12 protein-coding genes and 1 tRNA gene are annotated in these 12055 nt (G+C 63.1%); 9 read left to right on the forward strand and 4 right to left on the reverse strand.

Annotated elements, in window-relative coordinates:
* Positions 1-2: 2 nt before the first annotated feature.
* Both secD and yajC read right to left on the reverse strand, forming a co-directional pair.
* Positions 3-1604: a protein translocase subunit SecD gene (secD, locus tag HUK73_RS11660; protein ID WP_176592040.1), complete on the reverse strand. Its 1602-nt coding sequence runs from the start codon at positions 1602-1604 to the stop codon at positions 3-5.
* An 8-nt stretch (positions 1605-1612) separates the two neighbouring features.
* Complete coding sequence (yajC, locus tag HUK73_RS11665) at positions 1613-1948, reverse strand: preprotein translocase subunit YajC (RefSeq protein WP_176592041.1); 336 nt, start codon at positions 1946-1948, stop codon at positions 1613-1615.
* Between the two features lie 186 nt (positions 1949-2134).
* Between yajC and HUK73_RS11670 the strand changes: the two genes are divergently transcribed.
* From HUK73_RS11670 to HUK73_RS11680, 3 genes are all read left to right on the forward strand, one after another.
* Positions 2135-2211 (forward strand) — tRNA-Pro (locus tag HUK73_RS11670).
* A gap of 137 nt (positions 2212-2348) precedes the next feature.
* On the forward strand, positions 2349-2888 hold the full coding sequence (locus HUK73_RS11675; protein ID WP_176592042.1) for a glycoside hydrolase family 108 protein: 540 nt from the start codon (positions 2349-2351) through the stop codon (positions 2886-2888).
* A gap of 12 nt (positions 2889-2900) precedes the next feature.
* Positions 2901-3173: a 3TM-type holin gene (locus tag HUK73_RS11680; RefSeq protein WP_176592043.1), complete on the forward strand. Its 273-nt coding sequence runs from the start codon at positions 2901-2903 to the stop codon at positions 3171-3173.
* A 19-nt stretch (positions 3174-3192) separates the two neighbouring features.
* Here the strand turns inward: HUK73_RS11680 and HUK73_RS11685 are convergent, their stop codons facing one another.
* A complete protein-coding gene (locus HUK73_RS11685) occupies positions 3193-4074 on the reverse strand; it encodes a LysR family transcriptional regulator (RefSeq protein WP_176592044.1) in 882 nt (293 codons plus the stop codon).
* A 114-nt stretch (positions 4075-4188) separates the two neighbouring features.
* Between HUK73_RS11685 and HUK73_RS11690 the strand changes: the two genes are divergently transcribed.
* Complete coding sequence (locus HUK73_RS11690) at positions 4189-5700, forward strand: acetyl-CoA hydrolase/transferase family protein (RefSeq protein ID WP_176592045.1); 1512 nt, start codon at positions 4189-4191, stop codon at positions 5698-5700.
* Positions 5701-6303: 603 nt separating this feature from the next.
* Here the strand turns inward: HUK73_RS11690 and HUK73_RS11695 are convergent.
* Positions 6304-6843, reverse strand: coding sequence for a hypothetical protein (locus tag HUK73_RS11695; RefSeq protein WP_176592046.1), 540 nt, complete (start codon positions 6841-6843; stop codon positions 6304-6306).
* A 321-nt stretch (positions 6844-7164) separates the two neighbouring features.
* Here HUK73_RS11695 and rpsM point away from each other — a divergent pair, with 321 nt between their 5' ends.
* The 5 genes from rpsM to HUK73_RS11720 all read left to right on the forward strand — a co-directional run bounded on the left by rpsM (position 7165) and on the right by HUK73_RS11720 (position 12024).
* Entirely contained in the window at positions 7165-7533 is a 369-nt protein-coding gene (gene rpsM / locus HUK73_RS11700; protein WP_025552414.1) for a 30S ribosomal protein S13, read from the forward strand.
* Between the two features lie 76 nt (positions 7534-7609).
* Positions 7610-7999 (forward strand): 30S ribosomal protein S11, encoded by a 390-nt coding sequence (rpsK, locus tag HUK73_RS11705; protein ID WP_004208752.1) that lies wholly within the window; start codon positions 7610-7612, stop codon positions 7997-7999.
* Between the two features lie 121 nt (positions 8000-8120).
* Positions 8121-9185 (forward strand): DNA-directed RNA polymerase subunit alpha, encoded by a 1065-nt coding sequence (locus HUK73_RS11710; protein WP_176592047.1) that lies wholly within the window; start codon positions 8121-8123, stop codon positions 9183-9185.
* Positions 9186-9305: 120 nt separating this feature from the next.
* Positions 9306-9731, forward strand: a complete 426-nt coding sequence (gene rplQ, locus HUK73_RS11715) for a 50S ribosomal protein L17 (RefSeq protein WP_176592048.1) — start codon at positions 9306-9308, stop codon at positions 9729-9731.
* Between the two features lie 115 nt (positions 9732-9846).
* On the forward strand, positions 9847-12024 hold the full coding sequence (locus tag HUK73_RS11720) for a prolyl oligopeptidase family protein (protein WP_176592049.1): 2178 nt from the start codon (positions 9847-9849) through the stop codon (positions 12022-12024).
* Positions 12025-12055: the final 31 nt, after the last annotated feature.

Here is a 12055-nt window from a genome sequence, read left to right on the forward strand (position 1 = left end):
CGTCAGATGTGGATTTCGGTCGGGCGCTTGGCGCGGACCCAACGCGACACCAGCAGGCGCGTGAAGGTAACGGCAGTGAACACGCTGGTCGCGATGCCGATCAGCAGCACGATCGCAAAGCCCTTCACCGGACCGGACCCCAAAGCGAGCATGATGCCGCCAGCAATGGCGTGCGTCACATTCGCTTCGAAAATGGTGCGGCTGGCTTCCTTATAGCCATGTTCGATCGCCTGCACGACCCCGCGTCCACGCCGCCGTTCCTCGCGGATACGTTCGTAGATCAGGACGTTGGCGTCGACCGCCGTGCCGATGGTCAGCACGAAACCGGCAATGCCCGGCAAGGTCAGCGTTGCGCCAAGAATGCCCATCACGCCCAGGATGACCAGCACGTTGATGGCGACGGCGATGTTCGCATACACGCCGAAACGACCGTAGCTCATAAACATGAAGGCCGCGACCGCGACCACCGCGATGATCGAAGCCGTAAGCCCGGCCTTGATCGAGTCGGCGCCCAATTGCGGCCCGACGGTGCGTTCCTCCACCACGGTCAGCGCCACCGGCAGCTTGCCGGAACGCAGCGCAATCGCGAGCTGGTTGGCGCTTTCCACGGTGAAATTGCCGCTGATCTGCGCGGAGCCGCCCAGAATCGGCTCATTGATGTTCGGCGCCGACAGCACCTTGCCGTCGAGGATGATGGCAAAGGGCCGGTTCACATTCTGCGACGTCACCTGTCCGAATTTGCGGCCGCCCGCGCCGTTGAAGCGGATATTGACGATGGGTGCATTGCCGCGCTGGTCATAGCCCTGCTGCGCGTCGGTCAGATCCTCGCCCGACACCATGACCTGCCGGTAGACGGCGATCACCGGCGGCCCGGCGGGATTGCCCGGATAAGGCAGCACTTCGCTGCCGACCGGCGCGCGGCCCTGCGCGACTTCGGCGGGATTGGCGTTGATGTCGACCAGCTTGAACTCAAGCTTGGCGGTCTGCCCCAGCAGATCCTTCAGCGCCTTGGGATTCTGAAGTCCCGGCACCTGCACGACGATACGGTTGCCGCCCTGCTGCTGGATGGTCGGCTCACGCGTGCCCATTTCGTCGATACGCTTGCGGATCACCTCGGTCGCGACTTCCATCGCGCTTTTGACCGCGCTGTCGATGCCCGCCTGGGTCGGCGTGATGACGATGGTGGAGCTGTTCACCACCTCGACATTGAAATCGCGCTGGCCGGTCAGGCCCGCCCCCTGCGTCAGCGGCCGGATGCGCTCGACGGCGGCGTCGACCTCCGACGGGTTGCGGACCATGAAGCTGAGCTTCCCGTCGCGGCTGGAAATGTCGCCGATGGCGATCTTGGTATCGCCCCGGCGCAGTTCCGTGCGGACCTGCTCCTCCATATTGGCGAGCCGCTGCTTGGCGACGTCCTGCGTGGACGCTTCCAGCAGCAAATGGCTGCCGCCCGACAGGTCGAGGCCCAAATTCACGCGGGTCTGCATGAATTTCGGCAGCTTTTCGACGGTCGAATCCGGCAGGAAGCTCGGCACGGAGCAAAGGATGCCGATCAGCAGCGGCAGCAGGATTCCGGCGACCGCCCAGCGAGGGAAGTTCAGCATCGGGCCGCTCAGTCGTTCGCGGGCTTGGCGGTGGCGGGATCGATCACGTCGGTCAGGGTGGACTTCACCGCCTTGACCTTCATGTTCGGCGCCAGTTCGACTTCGGCGTAGAATTCGTCGACACGGACCACCTTGCCGACCAGACCACCGCCGGTCACGACCTGATCGCCCTTTTTCACGGCGTCGATCTTGGCCTTGTGCTCCTTCATCTTCTTCTGCTGCGGACGGATCAGCAGGAAATAGAAGACGACGAAGATGAGGACCAGCGGGGCCATCTGAACCAGCATGGAGGCGCCGGACGATTCCCCGCCCGCAGTCTGGGCAAAGGCTGGAGATATGAACATGCTTGGAACTTTCGCCTTATTCTCTTGTCCAGTCACAGACACAAAGCGCCTGCAAATCAAGGGCGCGCGGCTAACACAGATGAGCCTTGCGAGGCAACATGATTAGGGTTTCCGACGAAAGCGCAAAAAGCCTGCATCGAATGGCTTGCATATTGCGCAAACTGCTTCTAATTGCGCCGCTCCGGTCGGGACGTAGCGCAGCCTGGTAGCGCATCACACTGGGGGTGTGGGGGTCGGAGGTTCGAATCCTCTCGTCCCGACCAAATTATTGAAGGCACAGCAATGCCTTCCCACCTCTCCCATTCTCAAACACCCTGCTCGTGCGACGGCGCTTTTGCGCTGTCCTACAGAGAACCAAATGGGATAAATGGACCGTCTTTCCACAGAGGAGGGCGGTTTCATGGATATTTCAGCGTTGATTGATGAAGTCATCGCGCGCGAGGGTGGCCACAGCAATCATCCGGCGGATCGCGGCGGGCCAACCCATTTCGGGATCACACAGGCCGTGGCGCGGGCCAATGGCTATATGGGCGACATGCGCGCCCTGCCCCGCAGCGTGGCGGAGGTGATCTATCGGCGGCTTTACTGGGAAAAGCCGGGTTATGCCTTTGTTGCTGAACTGGCACCCGGGATCGCCGAGGAATTGTTCGATACGGCAGTGAACATGGGGCCGGCAACGGCCAGCGGCTTTCTCCAGCGCGCGTTGAATGCGCTCAATCGCAATGAACAGGATTATCCCGACCTGAAGGTCGATCAGGCCGTAGGGGCAAGAACCCTGGCGGCGCTGGGCGCATTTTTGAAGCTGCGTGGGAAGGCGGGGGAAAAGGTGCTGCAAAAGGCGCTCGAAGCGCTGCAGGGGGAACGCTATCTCGCTCTGGCGGAAAGCCGGCCGGCCAATGAAGCCTTTCTCTATGGCTGGCTTGCGAACCGTATCGGTTAGGAGGACAGGCTCATGACCTCAGCGCGGCAAAGGCGAATCGCAGAGGATCGATCGACGTTGCGGGCGCGGCCAGCCTTTCTTTACGTGATATATGGGTTGCTGCTCTGGTCGGTGCCGCTGGGACTGATCGGCGGCATCCGGCCGGATGTAGCGACGGCGATCATCCACGCCATGCACGCCTATTTCAATGCCTTGCCGGAACCACTCTACGCGCTCTTCGGCACCGGCTATCTGGGTTATACCGCGGCCAGGGCGTGGGGGAAGGCGAAGGGCGTGGAGCGGTAGTCCTTCAAGCCGGGCGTAGCTAGGGTCGTTCGCCCGGAAAATTGGCCTTCAGGAAATCAAGCACCACGCGCGCGCGCGGCGGCAGGCGCTTGTGCGAGGGATGGACCGCCAATATGTCGAGCGGGGCGATGACGCTGTCCAGAAGGACCGGCGCCAGCCGCCCAGCTTCGATATCGCCCTGCACCCGGATCGCCGGGAGCAGGGCGATGCCAAGACCATTGGAGGCCGCGCGATGGACGGCTTCGCTGCTGTCGCTGCGGAAGGTGCCGCCCACCACCCTCTCCCGCCCGTCTATGGTCCAGCGGGCCGGCACATCGCCATAGGCATAGGCGATGCATTCATGGCCGGAGAGTTCATCGGCGGAAGCGGGCGACCCATGGCTCGCGAGATAATCGGGATGCGCGACCAGCAGACGCGGCAGGCTGCCGAGCGGATGGACGACCAGACTATCGTCGCTGACCGGGCCGACTCGCAGAGCCAGATCGAGCCGATCCTCCACGACATCGCGTTGCCAGTCGGTCATGGCGCAATCGAACTGCAGCGCGGGATAGCGCCGTGTCAGATCGCCCAGGCGTTCGACATAATGAAGGCCGAGCGCGGTGGTAAGGCCGATACGGACAAGCCCGCTCGGCTCATTGCGGACAGGGCCGAAATCCTCCTCTGCCACATCCAGCGCATCCAGCATGGCACGGGCATGGATCAACAGGCGCTCCGCCTCCGGCGTGGCGATCAGCCTGCGCGTGGTGCGGTGGAACAGGATTGCGCCGAAATGTGCTTCCACTTGGTCCAAGCGCCGCGCAATCGTGGTATGACTGGCATGCATTTCTTCGGCCACGCGGGAGAAATTGGGTTTCTCGCACAACCGCATAAATGTCCGCATGGCGATCAGCAGATCTGTCATCTGAACGATTCCTGCACAGATATTGTGCGGCGAATCCTTATTGTCTGGCGGCCCGAAAAGCCAGAAGCGAACATATCGTCCGGCGGTGCCGGGTCCGAGGAGAAGAGGATGCCCATGTCCAATCGTATCGCCCATGCCGGGCTGGCCGCCAAATGCCGGACCGCCGAAGAAGCCGCTGACCTTATCAAGAACGGAATGGCCGTGGGGATGAGCGGCTTTACCGGGTCCGGCTATCCCAAGGCCGTGCCGCTGGCGCTGGCCGCGCGCATGACCGCCGCCCATGACGCGGGCGAGCCTTTCCGGGTAAAGGTGTGGACCGGCGCCTCCACCGGGCCGGAACTGGACGGCGCGCTGGCGCAGGCCGACGGCGTCGAATTCCGCCTGCCCTATAACAGCGACCCCATTGCCCGCGAACGGATCAACAAGGGTCAGATGCAATATTTCGACATGCATCTGAGCCAGGTGGCGCCGATGGCGTGGCAGGGCTTTCTGGGCGATCTGGACGTGGCCGTGATCGAAGTGACCGGGATCACCGCTAATGGTGAACTGATCCCCTCCGCCTCGGTCGGCAACAACAAGACGTGGATCGATCACGCCAAGGGCGTGATTCTGGAGGTCAATCGCTGGCAGAATCCGGCCCTCGAAGGGATGCACGACATTTATTACGGCACGGCGCTACCTCCGCATCGTCAGCCGATCCCGCTGGTGCGGGCCGACCAGCGTATCGGTCAGCCCACCTTCCGCTGCGATCCCGACAAGGTTATCGCGGTGGTGGAAACCGATGCGCCGGACCGCAACGCCCCCTTCACCCCGCCCGATGACAAGGCACGGGCGATCGCCGGGCATTTGCTGGAGTTCCTCAGCCATGAGGTAAAGCGGGGCCGCCTGCCCGCTTCGCTGCTGCCCTTGCAGTCCGGGGTCGGCAATATCGCCAACGCCGTGCTGACCGGCCTGATCGACGCGCCGTTCGAGAATATGGTCGCCTTTACCGAAGTGATTCAGGACGGGATGCTGGACCTGCTCGACGCGGGCAAGCTGCGCATGGCGAGTGCAACGGCCTTTTCACTGAGTCCCGAGGCGGCGGCGCGGATGAATGCGGATATGGAGCGTTATCGCGACAGGATGCTGCTGCGGCCGCAGGAGATCAGCAATCACCCCGAGCTGGTGCGGCGGCTGGGCTGCATCGCGATGAACGGGCTGATCGAGGCGGACATCTACGGCAACGTCAATTCGACTCATCTGATGGGGTCGCGCATTCAGAACGGCATTGGCGGGTCCGGCGATTTTGCGCGCAACGCCTTCCTGTCGATCTTCATGACGCCATCCACCGCCAAGGGGGGTGCGATCTCCGCCATCGTGCCGCATTGCAGCCATGTCGATCATATCAACCAGGATGTGCAGGTGATCGTGACCGAACAGGGGCTGGCGGACCTGCGCGGACTGGCGCCCCGGCAACGGGCGGAACTCATCATGGAAAATTGCGCGCATCCCGACTTCCGGCCGATGCTGAAGGAGTATTTCCGGCGGGCGCTGGCCGGATCGTTCGGGCTGCAATCGCCGATGCTGCCGGGCGAGGCACTGGCCTGGCACCAGCGCTACATCGATACGGGCACGATGCGCGCATAAGGGGCTGCGGCTCGACATTCGATCCAGACAGGCTGCACCCCCTCCCGGATTGATCGTCGAACGCCCCCGGCCAGCATAATGCCCCGGCGGGTCTGCGAGCGCACGCGCAGGCCCGCCATTTTTATTTCCCGCGTAGCGTATGGGATGGGTTTGGAGAGGTTGCGCTGAAAATGAGAGGGGCCGCTGGAGGGGATAAGTCTCCAACGGCCCATCATTGACATGGTCAGCGGCCGGAAGTGCCGCCCAAGGGAAACGTTGATCGCGCTATTTTCCAGACGCGGCGCTTCGCCTGCGAAATCGCAGTCGACAGTCACCGAAATTCTGAAAAACCGACGCTATGGCGTCGCTCAGCGGCGCGTTCCCCGAATGGACTTGACCGACCCCATTGCTGAACCATGAGACATCGGATCACCTCCTTTCGCTAGTTGAAGCCCCTATAGCCGTTCCCGGATACTGGTCCTTCGCCGCCTATGAGATGATATGTGAATCAGACGGGCTGCATGTTCAAGGCTTGTAAAATTCTTTTTTCGAATCATACTTGTACGTCCGCGTTTCGCAGGCGATTTGCTTCGAAATTGCAGGAAATTTCCCGAAATCAGCCAGTTAGACGCGGCAATCCTCGACGACGCGGCCGACCTCCGCCCAACTGGGCAGGATCAGCGTGGGCAATCCCTGCACCTCGATCGCGAAACGACCCCTGCTATAGGCAATCTGGTCGAGCGCCGTGTCGTTGGCGGCGCGGATCGCTTGCGTCGCAGGCACGGTGCCGGCGGCGGCCGCCGCCGGCCAACTCACCGCGCCATAGCTGGTCCGAACCGTCATCGCCGTGCCCGCCACACCGGGACGCAGCAGGCTGATGCGGTGCGTCCCCTTGTCACAACGGATGACGAACAGGCTGTTTTGCGCATCGGGGCCGAACAGGGCGACCGATCCGGCACCATCGACCTGATAACGCCAGTCACCGGGAGTGGTATCGCGGTCCTGCCATTCGACCGGCGCGGGCGGAGGCGGCGATGGTTGCGGCGACGGGACAGCCCTTGGCGCAGGCCCTCGAGCGGGCACATACTGCTCGGGCGCGCCGACGCAGGAGGCCAGCAGGAAGAAGGATGTCGCCAGCGCGACGGAGGGCAGAGTGAGGCGCATCCCGCCTCCATGCCTCAGGGAACGGGATTGCATCAACCCGAAAAGGGCGGGATAAGGCTTCCTCTCCGACGGATGACCAGGCGCAGAGAAGCGCCGGATTTCACCGCTTTTGCGCCCACACGACATTGACAGTCGAAGGCCGAATCGCTAAGGGCAGCCCTTCCCAATTCGCTGGCGAGCGGCGGTGCAACGGCACTGGCCGTCTTTTTTGCGTCTTGGGACCTATCGAATCGGCCGCGAATCCTTATGCAGGATTTTCGGCCCGGACGCTTTGAGATGGGGTGGCGCCAACTGCCCCGTGGAGCAGGAGTACAGAATACCATGGCACGTATTGCGGGTGTCAACATCCCGACCAACAAGCGCGTGATCATCGCGCTCACCTACATTCACGGCATCGGCCGCAAGACCGCCGTCGACATCGCCGACAAGCTGGGCATCGACCACAGCCGCCGCGTTCAGGACCTGTCGGACGCCGAAGTCCTGCAGATCCGCGAAGCCATCGACGCTGACCACACCGTCGAAGGCGACCTGCGTCGCGAAACCGCGATGAACATCAAGCGCCTGATGGACCTGGCCTGCTATCGCGGCCTGCGTCACCGCAAGGGTCTGCCGGTTCGCGGCCAGCGCACGCACACCAATGCGCGCACCCGCAAGGGCAAGGCGAAGCCGATTGCCGGTAAGAAGAAGTAATCGTTGAGGGTCGGTCCTTCAGACAGACCCTCCGGCGACTTCTGCTTTTAAACGATTTCAGTAGGATAGAGCAAAAATGGCACGCGAACCCCAGCGCATCAAGCGCCGCGAACGCAAGAACATCTCGGCCGGCGTCGCGCACGTCAACGCCAGCTTCAACAACACCATGGTGACCATCACCGACGCCCAGGGCAATGCGATCAGCTGGTCCTCGGCCGGCATGATGGGCTTCAAGGGCAGCCGCAAGTCGACCCCGTACGCCGCGCAGGTCTGCGCCGAAGACGCCGGCCGCAAGGCTGCCGAACATGGCGTGCGCACCCTCGAAGTCGAAGTGAAGGGCCCCGGTTCGGGCCGTGAATCGGCTCTGCGCGCGCTGCAGGCCGTTGGCTTCCACATCACCTCGATCCGCGACGTGACGCCGATCCCGCACAACGGCGTGCGTCCTTCCAAGCGCCGCCGCGTCTGATCACCGGCGCTCGGTTTTGGCGGGCGGCGGACGCGTCGCCCGCTTACCCATCTGCATCGGCCGGGACGTCCTGTTGGGTTCAGGATCTTAAGCGTTTCGGCCTCATCCCCAGGGGAAATACATGACTGTCAACATGAAGAACTGGCAGGAATTGAAGAAGCCCAACAGCCTTGAGATCAAGGCGGCGGGCGACGGCAAGCGCAAGGCGACCTTCGTCGCCGAACCTCTGGAACGCGGCTTCGGCCTGACGCTCGGCAATGCGCTGCGCCGGGTTCTTCTTTCCTCGCTTCAGGGCGCGGCGGTCACCTCGATCAAGATCGAGAACGTCCTCCACGAATTTTCCTCGCTCGCCGGCGTGCGCGAAGATGTGACGGACATCGTCCTCAACATCAAGCAGGTCGCGCTGAAGATGGAAGGCGACGGTCCCCGCCGTCTCCAGCTCTCCGCCACCGGCCCCGGTGAAGTGCGCGCGGGCGACATCACCACCGTCGGCGACATCGAAGTGATGAACCCCGATCTGGTGATCTGCCATCTCGACCAGGGCGCGACGCTCAACATGGAACTGACCGCTGACGTCGGCAAGGGCTATGTCCCCGCCGTCGCCAACCGTCCGGCTGATGCCCCGATCGGCCTGATCCCGATCGATGCGCTCTATTCGCCGGTTCGTCAGGTCGCCTACAAGGTCGACAATACCCGCGTCGGTCAGGAACTGGATTATGACAAGCTGTCGCTGACCGTCGAAACCGACGGCACCGTCACGCCGGAAGACGCGGTGGCCTACGCCGCCCGCATCCTGCAGGACCAGCTTCAGCTGTTCGTCCACTTCGAGGACGCGCTGCCCGTCGCCGCTCCGGCTGCCGGTGCTGCTGCCGGCGCCGCTGGCGGCGAAGCGGAAAGCGACGCGAACCAGATCAACCGCTATCTGCTCAAGAAGGTGGACGAGCTGGAACTGTCGGTCCGCAGCGCCAACTGCCTCAAGAACGACAACATCATCTATATCGGCGATCTGGTCCAGAAGACCGAGGCCGAGATGCTGCGCACCCCGAATTTCGGCCGCAAGTCGCTGAACGAAATCAAGGAAGTGCTGTCGTCCATGGGCCTGCGTCTGGGCATGGACATCCCCGGCTGGCCGCCGGAAAATATCGAGGAAATGGCCAAGAAGCTCGAACAGGAGCTGCTGGGCTAAAAGGTTCGGGGCCGGGGCAATGCTTCGGCCCGGTTCCTCATGGGCTGATGGGCGGTGGCCCTTAACACCGCCAGGTCTGGGGTACCTCAAACGGCCCCTTAACGAACGAAGGAAAAGACTATGCGTCACAAGGTTGGTCATCGCAAGCTGCAGCGCAGCGCCGGGCATCGTAACTCGCTGCTCCGCAACCTCGCGGCTTCGCTCATCAAGCATGAGCAGATCCTGACGACCACGCCCAAGGCGAAGGAACTGCGTCCCTACGTCGAAAAGCTGATCACCCTCGCCAAGAAGGGTGGCCTGTCGAACCGTCGTCTGGCCAATGCCCGCCTGCAGGACGACGCCCAGCTGACCAAGCTGTTCGAAGTTCTGGCCGAACGCTACAAGGACCGCAACGGCGGCTACACCCGCGTGATCAAGGCCGGCATCCGCGCTTCGGACGCGGCGCCGATCGCGATCATCGAACTGGTCGACCGCGACGTCGATGCCAAGGGTCAGGATTCCGGTCCGGTCCAGGGCGCCGATGCCGACGAGCTGGAAGCGGCGTAATCCGCTGATACCCGCTTTTCCAAAAGTGGTAATTTCGTTTCAGAACAGGCCGTGGCTTGATAAGAGCCACGGCCTGTTTTGTTTGCTTTCATAGGGATAGGGGGAAAAGGAGAGGATGCGCGCCTTTGGCTGCCTTGCTTTGGCGTCGCTGTTGCTGGCTGCCTTCCCCGCGTGCGCCGAGCCGGATGCCGCCGCCCTCGCGGTCGGCGCGAAGGCCGCCACCCTGCACTATCCCACCGCCAAACGTCTGAATCTGGTCGAGGATCATTTCGGCGTCAAAGTGACCGATCCCTATCGCTGGCTGGAAAACGACCTGCGCAGCGACCCTGCCGTGCGGGACTGGGTGGACAGGGAAAACGCCCTCACCCGCCGCTATATCGAAAGTCTGCCGGGCCGCGACATCCTCAAGACGCGGATGCAGGCGCTGTTCGCCCATGGCCGCTACACCATCCCGCGCAAGGCGGGCGGGCGCTATTTCTACGGCTATAACAAGGGCCTCCAGAACCAGACCCCGCTCTATATGCGCGAGGGGCTCACCGGCCAGCAACGGCTGCTGATCGACCCCAATGACTGGGCCAGGGACGGATCGGACGCGCTGGCCGAATGGGCGCCCTCCCCCGACGGCCAATATCTGCTCTATGCCGTGCAGGAGGCCGGGAGCGACTGGCGCACGCTCAGGATTCTCGATGTCGCCACCGCCAAGCCGCTCTACGATGTCGTGCAATGGGTGAAATTCTCTCAGCTTGCCTGGGACGGACGGGGACAGGGTTTCTTCTATTCCCGCTTCGCCGCGCCACAGGCGGGGGCCGCCTTCCAGTCCTCGACGGTGGGGCAGCAACTCTTCTACCACCGGCTCGGCACGCCGCAGGCGCAGGACCAACTCATCTACGCCACCCCCGACCAGCCGAAACTCAGCCACACGGGGCAAGTGACGCAGGATGGCCGTTGGCTCATCATCAGCAGCTTTCAGGGCACCGATCCCCGCCGCGAACTGCACGTCGCGGAACTGACCGGCGGCAAGGTGAAGGTCCGCTCGCTGGTCAAGGGCATCACCCATGACTGGCGGCTGATCGGCAGCCGGGGACCGACGCTCTACTTCATCACCGACGAATATGCGCCCCATCTGCGCGTCGTGTCGATCGACGCCCGCCGCCCGAGCCGCAGCAGCAGGCAGGTCGTGGCCGAACGCATGGACACGCTGGCGGGCGGATCGCTGGTCGGAGACCGGCTGATCCTCGCCTATCTCTCCGATGCGGAGACGGTGGCGGAACTGGTCGAACTGGACGGGCGCAAGGTTGCGGACGTGCCGCTGCCCGGCATGGGAACGGCGGCAGGCTTTGGCGGGCGCGACGGCGATCCCGAAACCTTCTTCAGCTTTTCCGGCTTCACCACGCCGTCGAGCATCTATCGCTTCGACACGGCGACGCTGCGCTATGAACTGTTCGCGCGGCCCGACCTGCCGTTCAACCCGGACGACTATGGCATTGAGCAGATCAGCTACCCGTCGAAGGACGGAACGATGATCCCGATGACGGTGATCCGGAAGAAGGCGCTGGCCCTCTCCAAAACCCCCGCGCCGACGATCCTCTATGGCTATGGCGGCTTCAACATCGCACTGACGCCCGGCTATTCGGCGACCCGCATGGCCTGGCTGGAGCAGGGCGGCGTCTATGCCATCGCCAATCTGCGCGGCGGTGGGGAGTTCGGCAAGGCATGGCATGATGCCGGCCGCCTCGCCAACAAGCAGAATGTGTTCGACGATTTCATCGCGGCAGCCGAATATCTGAAAGGCAATGGCTATACGACCAAGGGCGGCCTCGCCATCGAGGGGAGGTCCAATGGCGGCCTGCTGGTCGGCGCGGTGGTGAACCAGCGCCCCGATCTGTTCGCCGCCGCCCTGCCGGCCGTGGGGGTGATGGACATGCTGCGCTTCGACCGCTTCACCGCCGGGCGCTACTGGATCGACGATTATGGCTCGCCCGACAATGAGCAGGATTTCCACCTGCTCTACAGCTATTCGCCCTATCATAACATTCTGAGCGGCAAGGATTATCCGGCGATCCTCGTCACGACCGGCGACACCGACGACCGCGTTGTTCCCGCACACAGCTTCAAATATGCCGCCGCGCTTCAGGCAGCGGATCTCGGCCCGAAACCGCGCCTCATCCGCATCGACAGCAAGGCGGGCCATGGGTCGGGCAAGCCGGTCGACAAGCTGATCGACGAATATGTCGACAGCTATGCTTTTGCCGCGCATTTCACCGGCCTGCCGATACGCGACGAACCGAAATAGCCGTTCAGGCCCGTGACAGCCGGACAGGCAT

The organism is Sphingobium sp. EM0848, assembly GCF_013375555.1.
Lineage (GTDB): Bacteria > Pseudomonadota > Alphaproteobacteria > Sphingomonadales > Sphingomonadaceae > Sphingobium.

Coding starts and splice junctions, on each gene's coding strand:
- secD (WP_176592040.1), bottom strand. CDS start 1,604: ATGCTGAACTTCCCTCGCTGGGCGGTCGCCGGAATCCTGCTGCCGCTG.
- yajC (WP_176592041.1), bottom strand. CDS start 1,948: ATGTTCATATCTCCAGCCTTTGCCCAGACTGCGGGCGGGGAATCGTCC.
- HUK73_RS11675 (WP_176592042.1), top strand. CDS start 2,349: ATGGATATTTCAGCGTTGATTGATGAAGTCATCGCGCGCGAGGGTGGC.
- HUK73_RS11680 (WP_176592043.1), top strand. CDS start 2,901: ATGACCTCAGCGCGGCAAAGGCGAATCGCAGAGGATCGATCGACGTTG.
- HUK73_RS11685 (WP_176592044.1), bottom strand. CDS start 4,074: ATGACAGATCTGCTGATCGCCATGCGGACATTTATGCGGTTGTGCGAG.
- HUK73_RS11690 (WP_176592045.1), top strand. CDS start 4,189: ATGTCCAATCGTATCGCCCATGCCGGGCTGGCCGCCAAATGCCGGACC.
- HUK73_RS11695 (WP_176592046.1), bottom strand. CDS start 6,843: ATGCGCCTCACTCTGCCCTCCGTCGCGCTGGCGACATCCTTCTTCCTG.
- rpsM (WP_025552414.1), top strand. CDS start 7,165: ATGGCACGTATTGCGGGTGTCAACATCCCGACCAACAAGCGCGTGATC.
- rpsK (WP_004208752.1), top strand. CDS start 7,610: ATGGCACGCGAACCCCAGCGCATCAAGCGCCGCGAACGCAAGAACATC.
- HUK73_RS11710 (WP_176592047.1), top strand. CDS start 8,121: ATGACTGTCAACATGAAGAACTGGCAGGAATTGAAGAAGCCCAACAGC.
- rplQ (WP_176592048.1), top strand. CDS start 9,306: ATGCGTCACAAGGTTGGTCATCGCAAGCTGCAGCGCAGCGCCGGGCAT.
- HUK73_RS11720 (WP_176592049.1), top strand. CDS start 9,847: ATGCGCGCCTTTGGCTGCCTTGCTTTGGCGTCGCTGTTGCTGGCTGCC.